Source organism: Avibacterium paragallinarum (assembly GCF_011765605.1).
Taxonomy (GTDB): domain Bacteria; phylum Pseudomonadota; class Gammaproteobacteria; order Enterobacterales; family Pasteurellaceae; genus Avibacterium; species Avibacterium paragallinarum.
In genome coordinates this window covers 901,637-919,843 of record NZ_CP050316.1, presented here as the reverse complement: position 1 = coordinate 919,843, position 18,207 = coordinate 901,637, and the positions used below count along the sequence as shown (strand labels likewise).

Below are 18,207 nucleotides of genomic sequence, written 5' to 3'. Positions count from 1 at the left end.
AATAAATAAAGTGCGGTACGATTTCTTGATAAAAATATATCACATTGATAAATGTGATGAATTATCCCTATTCTTTGTATGATGAAAAAATGCATAAATATGCGGTAAAATTTGGCTAATCATATTAAGTTGTTGAATAGGAATACCTATTTCAGATTGGGACACTTTATCTTCCGTATTCTCATTAAGTTGATGTAATGCCTGTTGAATGTTACTTAGTAATTTATCAAATACCGCCGCAGATAAAGACTCAATATGCTCTAAAGCATAAATTAATTTCTTGGCAATCGGATAAAACTCAGCCCAAAAATCACTATTATATGAAATATGTTTGATATTTTCTCGATATGCTCCTAACGCTGAAATATAACTCAATAACGAATAATTTAGCTTCAAGATCTCAAATCCACTTTGTAAATAGTCTTGATATTTTTCTGGATTACTATTCATATTTGACATTATTGTACTCAACGCCATTGCATACTCGTGTGCTTTCCTACGGGCAATCCGATACTGTAAACCATCGCACTTTCCAAATTGCAACTGACTTACAATATAAAGCAGGTATTTCCCATCACTCCGTATCGCTTGATGACTTACTTTATTTAATTGTAAATATTTCCAATCTGGCCAAAAATAAGACACGGCGATCCAAGAAATAAACGCCCCTACAAGCGTATCGATCAAGCGTGAATACATCGCAGAATGAATATCAATGCCTATGATATTAAAACTAATCAAGACTTGTAATGTGATAAAAAAAGTAGAAAAGCTATAATTATTGCTACGAAAAAAGAAAAAGAGTGTGCTGGTTGCCACAACTAGACCCATTTGTAGAACTAAAGTCGGCTGAGTATAGGGCAATAAAGAGCCTATAACCACCCCCAAAATAGTCCCAATAATCCGCTGCTTTAAACGTAATTTTGTTGCTGCATAGTTAGGCTGGCATACAAACACAGCAGTAAGCAAAATCCAATAACCCCGATCAAGCTGTAAAAATTCAACAATAGTGCAACAAGTAAAAACAACAATTGAAAGACGCACAGCGTGCCTAAATAGTTGAGAGTCAAAGCTGAAATGACTACGTATCATTAACCAAATATTTCTTATTCCATTAATATCATCATTATCTTGTATTCTTACCCATTTATGATGCTTAGCCATTTCTGAAGGTGTCTGCGACAAATGACGTAATTGCCAATCAACACCTTGTAGATTACTAATCAAGGTTTTCATCGCCGTTTGATTAAAATTTTCATTATGGTGCGTTTCTAAATAATGTTCAAAAGATTGATTAACACCAGATATTGCTCGCTCTAAGCGAGAATTATAAATATAGGCAGTATTATGTTGTAAACTTTGAGCAAAATCACGACAAGCCTGTGCTTGTAATTCTAATAACCGCTGAATTCTAAAAATAAGATCTGTATTTTTTAGCTGACGAGCCAAAACTTGATAATCAAAGTAACTTGAATTTGCCCTCTCATGAATATCTTGAGCAGAAAAATAATAATTGATCATCTGTGTTGTGCGAATATGACGTGCTTGTCCTCGAATGCGATAAAAAAGTGCGGTTCGACAAGCATTAAAGGCATCAACTAACTGACTATTTTTCATCGCTAATAGGATTTGTTTGCTTTCAAGTTGTTCAATATCATCAGGATCAAAAAAAGCAGCTTTTGCTTCTAAATATTCTGCCAGCATCAAAAAAGATTTTGCTACCGCCTCTTGTACTGGTCGATTAGGAAAAAAAAGATATACAATGATAGCCGTTACGCTATATAGCAAAGTGCCCGATAAAATAAGTAATGAATTCATATACCAAACAGATTCCTGCTGGTAAGTCAGCGTTGTATAAAGTGCAACAACTAGTGTGCCAAAAGAAATTGTATTATAACGTTGCCCCACTGCTCCAATCATTGTAAAAACAAATGTTAGCATCGTCATAAGAAGAGTAAATGCCACGCCATTACCTAAAGTGAGTTGTACACTTAAGGTAGAAATCGAAAATGCGATTAACGTATAAAAAATATTTTTGACTCTTCCCGTTAAGCCATTATCTAAATCAGCCAAACCACCTGCAATAATTCCTAGAACTAATGGCATACTTTGTTGAGATATATTTAACATCCACACCGAGAATGTTGCAATATTTACCGCAATAAACACCGGGATTGTCGCAATGACTTTCGCATTTAACCAATTATTCATCTTTACATACCTAAACAACGCATTGGCAAGCTTTACTTATTTTAGTCGTTCTTTTAAATAACCATCATAGTTAGGGATACAAATATCCGTTTCCTGGTGAAATAGCTCGGAATAAATTATAAAATCAGCACTTGCAACATTCATTGCTACAGGAATATTCCAAACGGTTGCAATTCGCATTAACGCTTTTACATCAGGATCATGCGGTACTGCATTCATCGGATCCCAAAAGAAAATTAAAATATCTATTTTTTTCTCCGCAATAAGTGCCCCCAATTGTTGATCTCCGCCCATTGGTCCACTTAACAAGGCATTCACGGTTAAATTCACTTCTGTCTGAATTAAATTTCCCGTTGTACCCGTTGCATAAAGAAAATGCTTCTCAAGTAAAGCGCGGTGTTTTTTACACCAGTTTATTAATTTTTCTTTACAATGATCGTGAGCAACAAGTGCTATATTTTTATGTTTAGAAAGCTGTCTAATCATCTTCTCCTCCGAATAAAAAAGTGAGCATAAAGCCCACTTTTCTTAGATAACAATATTCTTTTATTTCTGTTTAGTTGCCCAATTTAAGAAACGTTTCTGCGTCTCTTTATCGGCCTGTTGGAACCAATATTGTAATTGCTGTTCCACAACATTCTCTCCCTGAACCGTAATTTTTCCTTTTTGAGCTTTTGCCATTGTCGGAACAACTGATGGCATCATATTCACAGCAAACGAAGACACCGCTGCAACAGCACCAGATGCGTTATATTCAGAAAGATTATCAATCAAATTTAAGCCTGGTAAAAAACCTTCTTGTTTTAACTTATCTAGTTTAAAAGGAATTGCCTGACCAGAAACCGTTTTCAAATAAATCACTGGGTGATCATTATAATCTGCCGCCTCACGATCATTTTCAATATGCGGGGCAGAAATGACTAAATCATCTGAATGGCCTTGGAAAGTTACAATAATTGGGTCGGATTCAAATAAAGAACGCTCTGAACCACCAGTTCTGATCACTTCACTCACACGTACTACAACTTGATGAAGCTGAGACTCACTCGCATTGAAAGAGTTTGTTGATTTTAATAAAGATTTACTGGCTTTTTGTCCATCGATAGCTAAAAAATCAACATTAGACGAACTCGTTACAACACCTGCAAAACTTGTTGTACTGGTTAATAATAATGCGGTAGCTAATGCCGCAAAACGAAATTTCATATTAGCTCCTTCCATATAAGGGATAATGTTCTAAGATACCTTAAGAAAATAAGGTTCGGTGAATATGCTATTCTAATTTAGTAAAAATGGAAATAGAAAAAAGCATTTTTACATAAATTTATGATTTAAATTAAAATACAATGCCATTTCATTTACAAATAAACTTCCATTATGACAAATATCAAATCCCCCTATCAATATTCACCACTTCCTTAACGCCGCACTATCACTTTCTCTATGCTCAACCCAACGTTCGCCGTTTTCTGTTTGTTCTTTTTTCCAAAATGGGGCTTTGCTTTTGAGGAAATCCATAATAAATTCATTGGCTTGGTAGGCTTCACCACGGTGTGGTGAACTCACTGCCACGAGAACAATTTCATCGCCCGTATGCAATAGCCCGACACGGTGAATTACGGCGATGCGTAATAATTGCCAACGCTGACAGGCTTCCTCCACGATTTCGCGTAAGGCTTTTTCTGTCATTGCAGGATAATGCTCCAAAAAGAGGCTAGAAACGTTGTCGCCTAAATTCATTTCTCGCACTTTACCCACAAAAATCACTGCAGCCCCAACAGAATGCGGTTCAGCCACCCAACGATAAACGGCATTTTGGTCGAAAGGTGCGCTTTGCACTGCGATTTGAATGTCTGCCATTTTATCCCCCAGTTACCGGTGGGAAGAATGCCACTTCATCGCCATTTTGCACCGCACTTTCAAGGCTGGCGAGGGTTTGGTTAATGGCAACGAGCAGTTTCTCTTTATCTAATGCCAATGCCCATTTTTCCCCTCTAGCACTCAAATGTTGGCGTAACGCTTCCGCATTGGCGAAAGGTTCGTTCACGTCAATACTATCAACACCGATCAATTCGCGAGTTTGTGCGAAAAATAATACTTTTATCATTGCTGTTGTCCTGCTAAAAAATGCCCCGATTTACCACCGCACTTTTCTAAAAGGCGGATATGCTCAATCACGATGTCTTTTTGTACCGCTTTACACATATCATAAATAGTCAATGCCGCAACGCTCACGGCGGTGAGAGCTTCCATTTCAACCCCTGTTTTGCCCGTTAATTTGCACAGACTTTCGATGCGAACTTGGTTGCTTTCAGGCAAAGCGGTCAAAGACACTTCCACCTTTGAGAGCAATAAAGGGTGGCAAAGGGGGATTAAATCCCAAGTGCGTTTTGCCGCTTGAATTCCCGCAATACGGGCGGTGGCGAACACATCGCCTTTGTGATGTTGCCCCGATAAAATCATTTGCAACGTGGCTTCGGACATTGAAACCAAGGCTTCCGCTCGGGCTTCTCGCACCGTATCTTGCTTGGAGGAAACGTCCACCATATTGGCTTCGCCATTGTTATTGATATGAGTGAATTTAGTCATAATTCTTCCTTTGATTAACCGCCAATACTGGCAAGGTGATTTCGCACGCCACTGTCGCCTTGATGTAAAAAATGATGTTCTCGTTTACCTTGCAAAGCGGAAAAAATGCGTGCTTCTAATTGGGCTTGTTGATCGTCATTTTGCAATAAATCCCGCAATTCAATACCCTCTTCGCCAAATAAGCAAAGGTGCAATTTACCTTTTGCGGAAACTCTTAGGCGGTTGCAACTGGCACAAAAATTTTTTTCATAAGGCATTATCAAGCCGATTTCCCCTTGATAATCAGGGTGTTTGAACACTTTGGCAGGGCCGTCTAAATAAGAACGAGTTTGAAGCTGCCAGCCCGCTGCCAACAGTTTATCCGCGAGGATTTGCCCCGAAAGATGATATTGCTGAAAAAATTGATCCATTTCGCCCGTTTGCATTAATTCAATAAAACGCATTTGGATCGGACGGTGTTTGATCCACGCAAGGAATGCCTCAAATTCGTGATCGTTCAGGTTTTTCATCAACACGGCATTCACTTTTACCTTTTCATACCCCACTTCAAAAGCCCGTTCAATGCCTTGCATTATGTCGGCAAATTTATCAATGCCCGTAATGCGTTGAAACATTTTGGGATCAAGGCTATCTACGCTGACGTTAATGGAAGTAATCCCCGCGTTTCGCCAAGCCGCTACCTCTTTTGCCATACGATAACCGTTGGTGGTGAGGGCGATCTGTTTAATATTTTCTGTTTGACGCAGGGTTTCCACAATAGGCAAAAAATCTTTCCGCAAGGTGGGTTCACCGCCTGTAATGCGGATTTTTTCCGTCCCTAAATGGCTGAACGCTCGTACCAAACGGCGAATTTCATTTAAAGTCAGAAAGCTCGGTTTAGTCGGCTCGGGCTGATAACCATTGGGTAAACAATAGTTACAACGAAAATTGCACATATCCGTAATGGACAGTCGCAAATAGTAATATTGGCGAGCAAAACCATCGATAAGACGCGTTTCGCCCACTTGCGTTATGGGAATGCGTTGCATTAGACACCTTTCTAAAATGAGAGGATAAACCGTTTCCAGCGTATCCCTGAGCAATGCTATTCATTGCTGGCATTGTCGCCTTATTTTGTGAGTTAAACGTAGGCGAACAAGCTCGGAGTTATGCGAAAATTTACGCTTATTTTAAGGGGAGAAGGTGATTTTTGCTATACCTCAAATGAGATCTAGGTCAAAAAAAGTAAAATTTTTTGCTTATAAATCAATTATATAAATAAATACATAACGAATTTACGCAAAATTTATACCGCACTTTTATGTAAATTTGTTTATACTTACTGGCAATCAGATGAAAAATTACCGCATAATTTTAAGGAACAACAATGACAGACCTCACCGCACATAGTCGGCACGAAAACCTCGATAACATTAATCATATGGTGGCGATCGGGGGGGGACACGGTCTTGGGCGAGTGATGTCCGCTTTAAGTTTTATGAATGAGCGCCTCACAGGTATTGTTACCACTACGGATAACGGCAGCTCAACGGGGCGTATTCGTCAGCAACAGGGCGGGATCGCGTGGGGCGATTTGCGGAATTGTTTAAATCAAATCATCACCGAACCGAGTACCGCGTCTTCATTGTTTGAATATCGCTTTTCAGGCACGGGGGAACTCGCAGGGCATAATCTCGGTAATTTAATGCTGAAAGCGTTGGAAAATATGCAAATTCGTCCCACGGAGGGGGTGAATTTAATTCGTGATTTGTTACGCGTAAAATCCTTTATTGTGCCGATGTCCGAAAGCCCCGTACATCTTGCCGCCGCCTTGCCCTCTGGCTCGAGTATCGTGGGTGAAGTAGAAATTGATGAGCTGGCAGAGTTGCCTAAATCCATTTTTCTTGTGCCATTGGTTCAAGCGACCCCTGAAGCGGTGCAAGCCATCGAAAAAGCCGAAGTCATCCTTTTCGGGCCGGGTAGCTTTCTCACCAGCATAATGCCGCCGATTTTGTTGCCTGAAATTATCGCTGCCCTCAAGCTGAGCCAAGCGAAGAAAATTTTTATTGATAATTTAGGCATTGAACATAGCCCCTCGGCAGTACTTTCGCTACAAGATCGGATTAACTGGATCAACGAAACCGTTGGGCAAAAGATCATTAACGGAGCAATCGTGCAAAACGGCTTAATGCCTGAAAACCCTGATCCCCAGTTAAAAATTATTGAACGGCGTTTAAGAGCTGACGATATTAGCTACCGCCACGATCGTACACTCCTTTGCAAAGCCATTGATGATTTAATCGGAGAATTTGCCTAAAAACAGGATACATAACAGCTAATTATAATAAATATTATAGCGGATTCGTGCTTCCACATTTCCTGCAGTTTGTGTATACATAAATTTCCAATAATAAACATTATATTTACGGCTTAGTATTGTTTGCCCTGCAGTTAAACTTCCAAACAGGGTAAGTGCATCATAGCTTTTAGAACCATATTGAGCAGAAGGATAATCTGTCTTAAACAATAACGGATCAGATAAAAGCTGTTTAAATCTTACTGGCTGCTGTGTTTGGGCATCTTCCACCATAATATTAACACCTTGAGCATATCCAGCCCCCTCTTTAACATTTAAAATGCCAAGACTATTCTTTTGATCCTCCTTAATCGCATCAGCAAATGCAATATAGGCGTTTTTTATATCCACCCCAGAACAGTCCAAACGAATAGTAAAATCTCCTCCCTTGATTTTTTGGTTATTTTGAATATCTGACAACATCACAGGTGATAAAGTTACCGTTTGAGAAGAAGCAGATGACAAGCTACAAGTTCGAGAAATACGGAATGAAGCATCTTCTGCTGTTGTTAATGTAAAGCCGGTAAAGGCATTATATAGCGATCTATGATCTCTAAACTCCCCTTCATGCCCAGCTTCTCGGCTTCCCGTCGTACAAAACAATGTCATCACACCTAATTTCGTTCCCTTTTTCACTGTATAATCAATAGCTTGTCGATAAAGTGCCTCATCTTTTAAACTAAGTTCTAAAGTAAAATACATCGATTGCGAGCCACTTACAGGAAAACGCTGATAAGGATCATTGTCATACACTTTCATATCATTAATTAAAATTCGCTGATTAAAGAACTTATTGTCTATATTTAAAGCGAGAGGATAAAATTTGACTTCCATATGATATTTATCAACGGGGCTTCTATATTCCCCATGCTGTAAACAATAACGTTCAGAATTTTCTAACCGCCAACTATAAATAATTTTTTTCTTTGCCATTTCAGGGAAAGGAAAAATATTCGCGACTTCTTGGTGATGTGTAACTGGCTTTGTTACCCCATTTCTTACTTCTTCAGGAATACCGACTGTAATCCCATCAATAGTCATTGTTGCTGCTTTTACCTCTGGTAAAAGAATAAAAAATAAACTACATATCCCCATTAATATTATTTGCTTTTTCATTTTGTTTCCTTAATAAAATTGGCATTTCACAGGCATAACTAAAGGTTTTCCATTATTCGTATTAGATGGGATTTGGTAATCAATACGACAACGTTTCTCTCCCCAAATGATATTTAACTGTCCTATAGGGGCAATACCACGCGTATAAATTTTCCCCCCTTGTGCTAGCATACCTACAGATTTATTTTCTTGATCAACAACATCTGTTCCTAAAGGAGGCAAATCGTCTTTATTCGTTATTTCAAAAAAGACAACATTACCAATCTTAGTGGAAAAATTTACCAACATTGCTTGATTTGCACGGGGAATCAATTGCTGTTCGGTGGCAGATAATTCAACATTTCCAGGTAAATCATCTAATCCCACATAATTAATCGTATAAGGATCAACATAAGGCACAATGCCATTACCGAAATAATCCACTTCATTTCCAATTGAACCGCGAATTTTTGCCCCTCTTGCCCCTTTTGCGTGAATAATAGCAAAGGTTTCGCCTAAATCATTTGCTAGCGTAATGCCTTTAGAATGCAAAACAACCGCTCCCGATACGCCTATCGATAATTGCTTATTGCCTTTATTAGTTTGGCTCCAAGAACTATCCACTCTAGCGAGAGAGCCTAAATAACTTTGACTAAAAATAAGATTACTCGTTTTACTTGCCTGCTGTTTACCCACAGAAAGGTTATAGCTATAACGTCGTTCCTGTCCCAATGAACCAGAAAGCGAAGTGTAAGCAGCATAACCATTACTTTTCACATAATTTATATTTTGAGAAAGGTAGGAAACAGAATCATCATTTCCAAGTGGTAATGACAAGCTCAAATAAATTCGTTGATCGTTATGACTAAAATTATTTTTTACCTGCGTAAAAGAGAGGCTATAATTTAAACGCTTATAAGTATTGCTATACCCTATCTGATATTCATTTTGCTTTTTACTCGTTCCCCAATAAGTATAAGTACTCCCAGTTAAATAGGCACTCCCCATTTTTCATTAAATGTTTGATTAATTGACACTTGAAACTGATTTTTAGGACGATAACCATTAGCCGAAGAGATACCAATCGGTTGATCTAACATTGACGCATTATTTGCTAACATCACATCTTGCAAACTGTAATAATAGCGGGAGAGGTAACGATAAGTCGCTAATGTCACATTCGTGTTTGTAGGTTCAAGCCTCGTATTATAATTAAAAGATAAACTATACCCTTTATATTTATCTTGCGATGTTATTGTTTTAAAACGAGCATTTGAAAAGATAGAATTCGCTGAGAACGCCCCAATTGGCGTATTAAAAGCAAGCCCTATTAATTCGGAATGATAATTCTTGGCGAGAATCCCTCCCACATTCAATGTTAAATTATTATTTACACCATATTGCCAAGTGACTTGAGCAACATTCTCCTTAAACACCCGCTGTCCATAGCGGTAACGTCCCATTGCAATTTGGTAATTACTGTATCCAGGGCGAATAAGCTGAACTGCCGCTGTAAAGGGAACAGTAAAACTGCGTTTTTCTCCATTTGCTTCTAAAATCTCAACGAGCAAATCACCGCCATAACCTGTCGGATATAAATCATCTATCGTAAAAGGCCCTGCAGGAACAGCAATCTCACGAAGAATATTCCCATTTTGTCGAATAGTGACTACCGCATTAGAATTTGCCACCCCTCGAATTGTTGGGGCATAGCCTCGAACAGAGGTTGCCAGCATTCGATCATCGGATGTTAATTGCACGCCTCGAATCGCAATGCTATCCATCAACGCCCCTGTGGTATAAAAATCCCCTATCGTAAATTGCCCGCGTAAAGCTGGCACATCGTGCTGAGCGTAAGTAGAAATCTTTTGATAAGGAGCTCTTTTCTGCTTATCCCAACTCACATTTCCACGATGACGGAATGACCACCCAAATATATTCACCCCCGCATTAATACCTAAATAAGTTTGATATGCTTGGGTATGTAAATAACTATAGCGATAATGGGTAGCGTCATAGCGTAAAAAAGCAACTGGCACGCCACTTTGCCATTGAATAGGCGAAATATAGCCTGGTGGCCGTTGTTCAACAAATGCTTGGGGAATATCCACATCTAAACGAAACTCACCGAGATCAAAATGAACCTTTGCCTTTGGAACTTTTTGAGTAAAAATCACGCATTGCAAGCCAGGTACAACCTTATCGGTCGCTAAAGCCATCTTTCTCAAATCAAGCAATTCTAATAACGTTTCGCTGGCACATAATACGCTTTTATTTTGTGCATTATCCTCAACAAAGTGAAGACGAATCCGCCCACGCAATTCATTATTCAAATACACATCAGAAAGATATTCACCTGCTGGAATCGGATTGCCATAACTAAACCGACTCATATCAATATTTTCTTTATTTTGATTGCCATATAAAAAGCCCGCATCAAATTCTGCATACTCCACATCTTCTGCATAGCCATTTAAGCCTAATACGCAAAATAGCAAACAATAAAGCCGATTTAATTTGAATGACATAAACACCGCACTTAATTTTTCTTTTCTGCTAATAATCACTGTAGTGGGCTCGTCCCAGTTTGACGACCACCATAATCATTAATCACTGTCCAATTAATATTTTTAACTTGTTTTAGTGAATGATTAACATTAAACGAGGCTTGTGAAAAAGGTGCTACCATTCCTGCACGGGGTAAAGTAACGTTATTTTTTCCCTGTAAAAGCTCAATGTTACTATAAGTAATGTAATAAGGGGTTGGATTTTCAGCCACCACTTGTTTACCAACAATTTTCCATTTCACTTGTTGGAAAGCCGCTTCCAATGGCATAGATAACGTTATTGGACGGAAAAACAATTTAATCCGACTACGCAAGGCAATTTGCAAATAGTTTTTGCTTTTATCTTTCGGATTAGGAGGAATATCCATCACATTTAAATAAAAAATGCTTTCTCTGTCAGAGGGTAACGGCTCCCCTGTATAAGTTAAACGCAAGGTTTGTCCTTTATTCCCCTCAATACGGGCAATCGGTGGGGTAATTAAAAACGGGGCATTAATTTGTTCGGGGGAAGCATCAGGATCGCCCATATCAATCCAAGCCTGCATTAAGGCGGGAACATCGCCCACATTGTTAAGTTGCACATTCACATAAGGTTGATCTGAGGGATAAACCACTCTTGTTCCCGTTATTACAATATTTGCAAAACTTTTTACCCCCAAAAATGCTAAACAAAGACATAGCCATCTGTTGAACATTCATCACTCCATTTATCAAAACTGTAAAGAAAAATCGGGCATTATCTCAGCCCGATAAAATAAGAAAAGCTTAAACTTGAGTTATTGATAATCAATAATATATTTTACCTGAGCCTGTACATCCCCAGCACTTGCTACACCCTCAGCGTAATAGCGAGCTTTATAAAGAAGTGTAGCCGTGCCACTAGAACCAGATTTAGAAAATGGATATTTATCAGCCCCTTGACTACCTGACTTTTCTATAGGGTTAATAGGTGTTCCACTCATTGTAACTAACTGTACAGTCACATTTTGTGCTTTTGAGCCACTTGCTTTATTTTCTAAACGCCCATTAGTCGTTACATTATCATCATTATAAAAAAAGGCACCAGCTTCAGTGACACTATCAAGTCCAGAGCAATCTTTCAAAACAATTTTAAATGTTGTATCGCCCGCTGTATTTCCTTGGCTAGCTAATAAAGATTTAGAAACATGAGGTAAAGTAACAGTAATATTAGGATTTCCTAATCCATCTTCTACAGTACAAGTTGTTTCAAGCACTTTACCATTGATTGTAATTAATCCTGTAGCCCCATTACTATAATTATCCGCAAACGTACTTTGAGTTGCAAAACCTAATGCTGCTCCAATTAATGTGGTTAAAACCAATTTTTTCATTATAAATTCTCCTTAGGGTGTATTGACTTTTTAAAAAGAATTGAATACTAACATGCGGGGGGGGGGTAGCAAGTAAAATTAACTAAAAATAGGAATAATGTTTCATAAATTATTCAATTACATCTAAAAAAACAGGCAAATGACGCTTTTTTCTCAATAAATGGATTATAAATGCGACATTTTTTCCTTGTAGCTCACATCATTTTTCTTTCAGAAACAAAAAAGGCAGAATGTCTTCTGCCTTTTTCCTTTTTATATTAGTCAAAATTGATGAATACCCTATTGCCCCAAATTGATTAATTGTTTCGCGAGGCTGTCTGCTAATTTTTGATAACCTTGAGGAGTAAAATGTATGCCATCAGAACGAGCTAATCCCATTTTTTGCCACTGTTGCATTGAGCACTGCCCTCCCATACTTTCTTGCAATGACCAATAAAATAATTTCTCCGATTGAGCAATTTTTTTCTGTAATGCTTGCATTCGGTCTAACTGCTTAGGTTGTTCACAATGTCCAAGCCCTTTATCTAACGCATTGGGAGCCCCCAAAATTAAGATTCCTGCATTGGGCAATGCTTTGCGTATTTCCTTAATTTGCTGTCGCCACATTTGTTCTGTTTTAGCGAGGTCTAGCTGTTCATCAAATGCCTCATTTGTCCCATATGCTAAGATAATCAAATCCGCATTCATTTGTTTAAGATCTAATGCCCAATCTTTTCGCCATTTTTGCCATTCACTAAACCGACCACCGTTCAATCCTAACGCCGAAAGCGTAATACCTGAATGCCCAGTTTCAAGATTAATCAAGCCAATTTGCCATAAATCATTTGCATTTGTTTGATACGTCAATGGCAAGGTAACATCTAAAGAGAAATAATGCCATTGATTGGAATCAGGATTAAAATACGCACTTTTTCCCATTGCGTCAGTAATCTGCAATGGTGAGTGAGTTAAAAGTGGATAAAGAGAAAAGGTTGCGTGGTAGGCTGTTTTCGCCGCTTTAGTAATTTCAATGGTTACGGCTTCTTTTCCCTGTGAAAACGCTGTTACCCCACCAAGCGGAAAATCCGTTTTTTCTTTCCTACTTGTCATTGTTTGCCAGCCTTTACCTCGGTAAATCACCCCATCTATACGCTGTCCTTTTACTCGGTTTGGATATATCCACCCTATTCCTGCATTCCCCCAATAAGCTTGCAATCTTTTGCGTAATTGACTGGTAAAAAAATCTGCAGCTGTATGCGAATCCCCAAATTGAACAATTCGAAATACTCCTTGCTTTTCTTGTTTTACCCGTTGTAATTTAAGCAACCAAGGTTGCGTTGTTTCGCCATAATTTATTAACCCTGTTTCTTTTGTGCTAGATATGGCACAACCTACTAATAGCATTACAATACCAACGAAAAAAAAATATTTCACTTTATTCATTTTACGCTCTAATCATCATTTCTAAATTCAATCAGTTCAAAAAGTTGTTGTGCTAAATATTGCTGACCTTTTAAGGAAAAATGAATACCATCTTTGCTCCTTACACGGGTATTTTTTCCATTAATTTCAATACTATCCGTATATTTTTCCCCCTTACTTAATAAATAATCCGTCGGAAACCAATGCGCATAGCCGTTTGTTTCTTCAAAATAGAGATTATCAATATAGCGAGTCTGTTTATTTAATTTTTTAGATTTCATAAATGGAATACCTAGCCAAATTATCTCTACATTATTGTTTTTCGCCGCTTGCACAATGCGTTGAATTCTTTTCCTATAAAGCGTTTCCCATTCTGGTGATTTAAATTTAACATAACGCCAAGCGGGTTCACCAGGCATATCCCAAGGGTCATTAGGACCTAAGAATAAAATAAGTAACTTAATATTCTGATTTTTGGTTAATGTAGTTTCAATCGTTTTAGGCCAGTCAAAGGCATTGGGGTAAGATAACCCCGTGCTTTGTTTACTTAAATCAATAGAGTTAATGCCGTATTGATTTTTTAATTCACGCCGTAAATGTGGAGCAATCCCTTGCATCAAAGAATCTCCCGCAAAAAAGACAATATCTCCTTTTTGTAGCACGATTTTGTTATTTTTCTCAGTTTGGTTCTGCCCTGTTATCGTCAATTCCTCTTCATTTTTTGGAATTTGAGATTTTGATGTATCCGCAATCATATTAGCTGAAAGATCAATAACAGAGGCACTTTCTCCCTTTTCTAAGCCCATTTGATTTAAAGATCCCTCTCTAGGCATTATTTTTTCATCTTGCTGTAAAACAAGTTTATCTAGTTTTTGCCCTGTTTGAGGCTGTATCGGTAAAGATAATGTAGATTCTGGCTCTATGCTATCTCCATCTTGCTCAGCTTTAGGCATAAAATAAAGTGCGGTTATTTTTTCATATAGATTTGTTGCTTTTTGCTGCACTATCGCACCACCTTGCCAAAAAGGTAAAGGATTTAAAATCCTAAGAGGGCTTTCCTGGTGATACACTTGTTGCCAGTAGCGATTAATTGAAGCTTGACTAAACCACAATAAAATAATACCTACAAAAAATAAAAGCGTGGCGACGTGATACCATTTTGTTTGCTGTTCAAAAGTTTGCATAAATAAATCCCGGTATTCCTGATGGCGATGCAATAATAATGATGAGCATTACAATAATCATTGGTAATGCAAGCATAAAAACGGGTAATCTTGAAAAGGCGTTGATTATGAAGGCCGAAAATCGATTTAATAAAGGATAAAAAATCAATATACCAAACATTACACTTAAGAAAAGAATAAGATTATTTTCAGGTAAATGCCATTCATTATGAAATAATGCTGAAAAAATCAAGGTAGTTTCTTCTAATGAGGCACTTCCAAAAATAACGAAGGTAAATACGACAAAATGAAAAGTGAGAAAAATGCCAATCGCGTTTCCCCACCATTCATTAAGAGGCAAAAACCGATTTAGGTTAAAACGTTGAATGCAGTTGAAAAGAATTAATCCTATGCCGTGTAGCAATCCCCATAAAAAGAAATTCCATCCATAGCCATGCCAAACCCCTGAGAGGATCATTGCAATTAAGATATTCCTTGATTGTTTTATAAAAGAACAGCGATTTCCGCCTAAAGGGATATAAATATAGTCTCTTATCCACGTTGATAAAGAAATATGCCACCTTTCCCAAAAGGCTTTTAAATTAACCGCTCTTAGAGGCATAAAAAAATTGCTTGGAAGTCTAAATCCCAAAAGCATAGCAAGCCCAATTACTATATCGGTATAGCCTGAAAAATCTAAAAAAAGTTGTATGGTATAACCATATATCGCAGATAATACGCTGATTCCATCATATTGAAATGGGTTATCAAAAACGGGGGTAACAATGTTATCTGCCAAAATCGTGCTAAACCACCACTTTTTTGCAATACCAAGAATAATAAGATAAATCGCTAAAACAGGTGAAAGCATTTGTCGAGGGGTTAAGGTTTGTATTTGTTCCCCCATTCCTATTTGTTCGCCTAAATAAGAACGGCTTTTACTAATACGAGCGATAGGACCAGATGTAACAGTCAAGAAGAAGCTAAAATAGAGTAAAGTTTGGCTAAAAGTGAGTTTTCTCGTTTGTTTTTTATACAGAGCGACCAAATAAGCAATTCCCTGAAAACTATAGTATGAAATGCCTAATGGAAAAAGAATATCCACACTCTCCGTACCTAATCGTTGCTGTAATTCAGGTCTGAAAAAATCAAAGTATTTAAAGAAACATAAAAAAAGCAATGTGAATACAATGCCTAAAATCAAACAATAATAACGTCTTTTTTCTTGCAGCATTTTCTCCATAAACGTTGAAACCACCGCGATGAAAACACTATAGACAAAAACAGCATATAAAAAGCACGGTTCCAGAAGGTAAAGCCCCATCAGGCTAAAAACGAGCAGTAGCCTATTCTGCCATACTATGTGCTTTTGTAATAACCAATAAGTACAGAATAAAAAAAAGAAACAAACAAAAAATTCTATGGATAACAATTGCATAGGACTCTCATCACTAAATGGCTACATTACCATAACAGTACATTTATTTAAGCAAGGTCAAAAATTCTTTTCTTGTTTCGCGATCATCAAGGAAAACTCCGCCAAAGGCAGACGTTACCGTATAGCTATTGCTATCCTTAATGCCACGACATTTCACACAAAAATGGGTTGCCTTGACATACACTGCCACATCATCGGTTTCTAAAATTGTTTGGAAAGCCAGCAAAATTTGTTCGGTTAAACGTTCTTGCACTTGCGGACGCTGAGCAAAAAACGCCACTACGCGATTAATTTTCGATAACCCGATCACCCATTTTTTCGGATAATACGCCACAGACACCGTGCCATCAATGGTAACAAAATGATGTTCGCAAGTGCTGGTGAGCGTAACATCATTCACTAGCACCATTTCACTCACTTTCATTCGGTTTTCAATATTGGTGATTTTCGGAAAGTTGGCATAATCTAAACCGCTAAAAATTTCATCAACGAACATTTTAGCTAAGCGGACAGGGGTTTCCTCAAGGCTATCATCACGCAAATCTAAGCCGATTAACTTCATCACTTCACGCATATGTTGCTCAATGCCCTCACGGCGTTGTGATTTTGTTAGGGACGTGTCGATCATCGGGGTTTCAATGCCCTTGCTCAGCAATGCTTGGCGAACCTTTTCCGCTTCGGGTGAAATTTTACTCATTAACTACTCTCCAATTTCAAATTGGGCTATTCTATCAAAGTCTAAAACAATAATAAAATGAGAATAATAGTTAATTTATATGAAAAAAATGCGTAAAATAAATCCCCTCTTTCACCTTTACAACCAATGATAGGACGATGTTATGTTGAGCATTGAACAAGCCTTAGACCAAATGTTATCCCAGCTCCCCGCCCCGCAACACAGCGAGATCTTACCCCTTGCGGTAGCAAGCCAGCGTATTTGTGCCGCAGATATGATTTCGCCGATTAATGTCCCCGCGTTTGATAATTCTGCAATGGACGGTTATGCCGTTCGTCTGGCGGATCTGGCTCAATCCCATCGCTTGAGTGTTGCGGGAAAAGCCTTTGCGGGTAATCCGTTTAAGGGGGAATGGCAACCACAAAGTGCGGTCAGAATTATGACGGGTGCGATGATCCCCGAAGGCACTGACGCGGTGGTAATGCAAGAAAATGTTCAACTTAACGAAGACGGCACGATCACCCTTAATGAAACGCCAAAGCTAGGGCAAAATATCCGCCGTGCGGGGGAAGATGTAAAACAAGGTGAGGTAGTGCTAAAAATGGGAGAAAAACTGACCGCACTTTCTCTCCCGCTGCTTGCCTCGCTAGGCATTGCGGAAGTGCCTGTGTTTCCCCGTTTAAAAGTCGCCATTCTTTCAACGGGTGATGAACTCGTCCCTGTTGGTGAACCGCTTTCTGAGGGCAAAATTTATGACACCAACCGCTTCACCGTGAAACTCTTGTTGGAAAAATTACCTTGTGAAGTTCTCGATTTTGGCATTCTGCCTGATGATGAAGCCTTGTTTGAAAACGCCTTTTTGCAAGCACAAGAACAGGCGGATTTGGTGATCACCAGCGGCGGGGTTTCCGTTGGCGAAGCGGATTTCACCAAAGACATTTTAGAAAAACTCGGCACAGTGAATTTTTGGAAAATCGCAATGAAACCCGGCAAACCTTTTGCTTTTGGCAAACTGGAAAACGCGTGGTTCTGTGGCTTACCGGGTAATCCTGTATCGGCATTAGTTACCTTCTATCAACTTGTTCAACCTGCCATCGCCAAACTCAGCGGTTATAGCCAATGGCAAATGCCCCCACAACTCAATGCCATTGCGAGCGAAAATCTGAAAAAAGGTGTGGGACGCAAAGATTTTCAGCGTGGCTTCTATTGGCTGAATGAAAATGGACAGCTTGAAGTGAAAGCCGTAGGTTTTCAAGGCTCTCATATGTTTAGTGCCTTTATTGAAAGCAACTGTTTTATCCTGTTGGAAGCCGAACGCGGCAATGTGCAAGCGGGCGAAGTGGTTACCATTCAACCTTTTAACGAATTATTGAGCTAATA

General features: G+C 38.6%; 17 protein-coding genes, 1 pseudogene and 1 riboswitch. Of the genes and pseudogenes, 2 read left to right on the top strand and 16 right to left on the bottom strand.

Going from position 1 to position 18,207, the window contains the following annotated elements:
• Window positions 1–39 precede the first annotated feature (39 nt).
• From yccS to moaA, 7 genes are all read right to left on the bottom strand, one after another.
• Complete coding sequence (gene yccS, locus HBL79_RS04465) at window positions 40–2,211, bottom strand: YccS family putative transporter (RefSeq protein WP_046097382.1); 2,172 nt, start codon at window positions 2,209–2,211, stop codon at window positions 40–42.
• 36 nt (window positions 2,212–2,247) lie between these two features.
• A complete protein-coding gene (gene mgsA, locus HBL79_RS04460; RefSeq protein ID WP_017807593.1) occupies window positions 2,248–2,697 on the bottom strand; it encodes a methylglyoxal synthase in 450 nt (149 codons plus the stop codon).
• Window positions 2,698–2,757: 60 nt separating this feature from the next.
• The gene (locus HBL79_RS04455; protein WP_017806275.1) at window positions 2,758–3,417 is read right to left on the bottom strand and encodes a curli polymerization inhibitor CsgI-related protein; all 660 of its coding nucleotides are present in this window, start codon (window positions 3,415–3,417) and stop codon (window positions 2,758–2,760) included.
• Window positions 3,418–3,618: 201 nt separating this feature from the next.
• Window positions 3,619–4,071, bottom strand: coding sequence for a molybdopterin synthase catalytic subunit MoaE (moaE, locus tag HBL79_RS04450; protein ID WP_035684984.1), 453 nt, complete (start codon window positions 4,069–4,071; stop codon window positions 3,619–3,621).
• Window position 4,072: 1 nt separating this feature from the next.
• Window positions 4,073–4,318 carry a molybdopterin synthase sulfur carrier subunit gene (gene moaD / locus HBL79_RS04445; protein WP_017806273.1) on the bottom strand — a complete coding sequence of 82 codons (246 nt, stop codon included), beginning with the start codon at window positions 4,316–4,318 and terminating at the stop codon, window positions 4,073–4,075.
• The gene (gene moaC, locus HBL79_RS04440; protein ID WP_035684987.1) at window positions 4,315–4,800 is read right to left on the bottom strand and encodes a cyclic pyranopterin monophosphate synthase MoaC; all 486 of its coding nucleotides are present in this window, start codon (window positions 4,798–4,800) and stop codon (window positions 4,315–4,317) included. Before moaC ends, moaD begins: the two co-directional genes overlap by 4 nt.
• Window positions 4,801–4,814: 14 nt before the next feature.
• Window positions 4,815–5,828: a GTP 3',8-cyclase MoaA gene (gene moaA / locus HBL79_RS04435; RefSeq protein WP_035684989.1), complete on the bottom strand. Its 1,014-nt coding sequence runs from the start codon at window positions 5,826–5,828 to the stop codon at window positions 4,815–4,817.
• Window positions 5,817–5,958, bottom strand: a riboswitch (molybdenum cofactor riboswitch). It overlaps the preceding gene by 12 nt.
• A 208-nt stretch (window positions 5,959–6,166) precedes the next feature.
• Between moaA and HBL79_RS04430 the strand changes: the two genes are divergently transcribed.
• Window positions 6,167–7,096 (top strand): gluconeogenesis factor YvcK family protein, encoded by a 930-nt coding sequence (locus HBL79_RS04430; protein WP_035684991.1) that lies wholly within the window; start codon window positions 6,167–6,169, stop codon window positions 7,094–7,096.
• Window positions 7,097–7,114: 18 nt separating this feature from the next.
• On the opposite strand, the gene HBL79_RS04425 is transcribed toward HBL79_RS04430, so the two are convergent.
• The 9 genes and pseudogenes from HBL79_RS04425 to folE all read right to left on the bottom strand — a co-directional run bounded on the left by HBL79_RS04425 (window position 7,115) and on the right by folE (window position 16,848).
• Complete coding sequence (locus HBL79_RS04425) at window positions 7,115–8,251, bottom strand: fimbrial protein (RefSeq protein ID WP_035684993.1); 1,137 nt, start codon at window positions 8,249–8,251, stop codon at window positions 7,115–7,117.
• A gap of 9 nt (window positions 8,252–8,260) precedes the next feature.
• Window positions 8,261–8,539: a FimD/PapC C-terminal domain-containing protein gene (locus tag HBL79_RS12450; protein ID WP_244300936.1), complete on the bottom strand. Its 279-nt coding sequence runs from the start codon at window positions 8,537–8,539 to the stop codon at window positions 8,261–8,263.
• A gap of 69 nt (window positions 8,540–8,608) precedes the next feature.
• Window positions 8,609–10,623 (bottom strand): annotated as a pseudogene (locus tag HBL79_RS04420) (fimbria/pilus outer membrane usher protein); the annotation flags it as partial.
• Between the two features lie 170 nt (window positions 10,624–10,793).
• A complete protein-coding gene (locus HBL79_RS04415; protein WP_035684995.1) occupies window positions 10,794–11,492 on the bottom strand; it encodes a fimbrial biogenesis chaperone in 699 nt (232 codons plus the stop codon).
• 81 nt (window positions 11,493–11,573) lie between these two features.
• Entirely contained in the window at window positions 11,574–12,149 is a 576-nt protein-coding gene (locus HBL79_RS04410; protein ID WP_035684998.1) for a fimbrial protein, read from the bottom strand.
• Between the two features lie 279 nt (window positions 12,150–12,428).
• The gene (locus tag HBL79_RS04405) at window positions 12,429–13,571 is read right to left on the bottom strand and encodes a GDSL-type esterase/lipase family protein (RefSeq protein WP_035685000.1); all 1,143 of its coding nucleotides are present in this window, start codon (window positions 13,569–13,571) and stop codon (window positions 12,429–12,431) included.
• 8 nt (window positions 13,572–13,579) lie between these two features.
• On the bottom strand, window positions 13,580–14,734 hold the full coding sequence (locus tag HBL79_RS04400) for an SGNH/GDSL hydrolase family protein (protein ID WP_051128067.1): 1,155 nt from the start codon (window positions 14,732–14,734) through the stop codon (window positions 13,580–13,582).
• Window positions 14,721–15,947 carry an MBOAT family O-acyltransferase gene (locus HBL79_RS04395; RefSeq protein ID WP_017806263.1) on the bottom strand — a complete coding sequence of 409 codons (1,227 nt, stop codon included), beginning with the start codon at window positions 15,945–15,947 and terminating at the stop codon, window positions 14,721–14,723. The genes HBL79_RS04400 and HBL79_RS04395 overlap by 14 nt, the downstream gene beginning before the upstream one ends.
• A gap of 247 nt (window positions 15,948–16,194) precedes the next feature.
• Window positions 16,195–16,848, bottom strand: coding sequence for a GTP cyclohydrolase I FolE (gene folE, locus HBL79_RS04390; RefSeq protein WP_017806262.1), 654 nt, complete (start codon window positions 16,846–16,848; stop codon window positions 16,195–16,197).
• 142 nt (window positions 16,849–16,990) lie between these two features.
• On the opposite strand from folE, the gene moeA reads away from it, so the two are divergent.
• Window positions 16,991–18,205 carry a molybdopterin molybdotransferase MoeA gene (gene moeA, locus HBL79_RS04385; protein ID WP_035685002.1) on the top strand — a complete coding sequence of 405 codons (1,215 nt, stop codon included), beginning with the start codon at window positions 16,991–16,993 and terminating at the stop codon, window positions 18,203–18,205.
• Window positions 18,206–18,207 lie beyond the last annotated feature (2 nt).

Coding starts and splice junctions, on each gene's coding strand:
- HBL79_RS04415 (WP_035684995.1), bottom strand. CDS start 11,492: ATGTTCAACAGATGGCTATGTCTTTGTTTAGCATTTTTGGGGGTAAAA.
- moaC (WP_035684987.1), bottom strand. CDS start 4,800: ATGACTAAATTCACTCATATCAATAACAATGGCGAAGCCAATATGGTG.
- HBL79_RS04400 (WP_051128067.1), bottom strand. CDS start 14,734: ATGCAAACTTTTGAACAGCAAACAAAATGGTATCACGTCGCCACGCTT.
- moeA (WP_035685002.1), top strand. CDS start 16,991: ATGTTGAGCATTGAACAAGCCTTAGACCAAATGTTATCCCAGCTCCCC.
- HBL79_RS04395 (WP_017806263.1), bottom strand. CDS start 15,947: ATGCTGCAAGAAAAAAGACGTTATTATTGTTTGATTTTAGGCATTGTA.
- HBL79_RS12450 (WP_244300936.1), bottom strand. CDS start 8,539: ATGTTGGTAAATTTTTCCACTAAGATTGGTAATGTTGTCTTTTTTGAA.
- moaA (WP_035684989.1), bottom strand. CDS start 5,828: ATGCAACGCATTCCCATAACGCAAGTGGGCGAAACGCGTCTTATCGAT.
- HBL79_RS04405 (WP_035685000.1), bottom strand. CDS start 13,571: ATGAATAAAGTGAAATATTTTTTTTTCGTTGGTATTGTAATGCTATTA.
- moaD (WP_017806273.1), bottom strand. CDS start 4,318: ATGATAAAAGTATTATTTTTCGCACAAACTCGCGAATTGATCGGTGTT.
- HBL79_RS04430 (WP_035684991.1), top strand. CDS start 6,167: ATGACAGACCTCACCGCACATAGTCGGCACGAAAACCTCGATAACATT.
- mgsA (WP_017807593.1), bottom strand. CDS start 2,697: ATGATTAGACAGCTTTCTAAACATAAAAATATAGCACTTGTTGCTCAC.
- HBL79_RS04410 (WP_035684998.1), bottom strand. CDS start 12,149: ATGAAAAAATTGGTTTTAACCACATTAATTGGAGCAGCATTAGGTTTT.
- moaE (WP_035684984.1), bottom strand. CDS start 4,071: ATGGCAGACATTCAAATCGCAGTGCAAAGCGCACCTTTCGACCAAAAT.
- folE (WP_017806262.1), bottom strand. CDS start 16,848: ATGAGTAAAATTTCACCCGAAGCGGAAAAGGTTCGCCAAGCATTGCTG.
- HBL79_RS04455 (WP_017806275.1), bottom strand. CDS start 3,417: ATGAAATTTCGTTTTGCGGCATTAGCTACCGCATTATTATTAACCAGT.
- yccS (WP_046097382.1), bottom strand. CDS start 2,211: ATGAATAATTGGTTAAATGCGAAAGTCATTGCGACAATCCCGGTGTTT.
- HBL79_RS04425 (WP_035684993.1), bottom strand. CDS start 8,251: ATGAAAAAGCAAATAATATTAATGGGGATATGTAGTTTATTTTTTATT.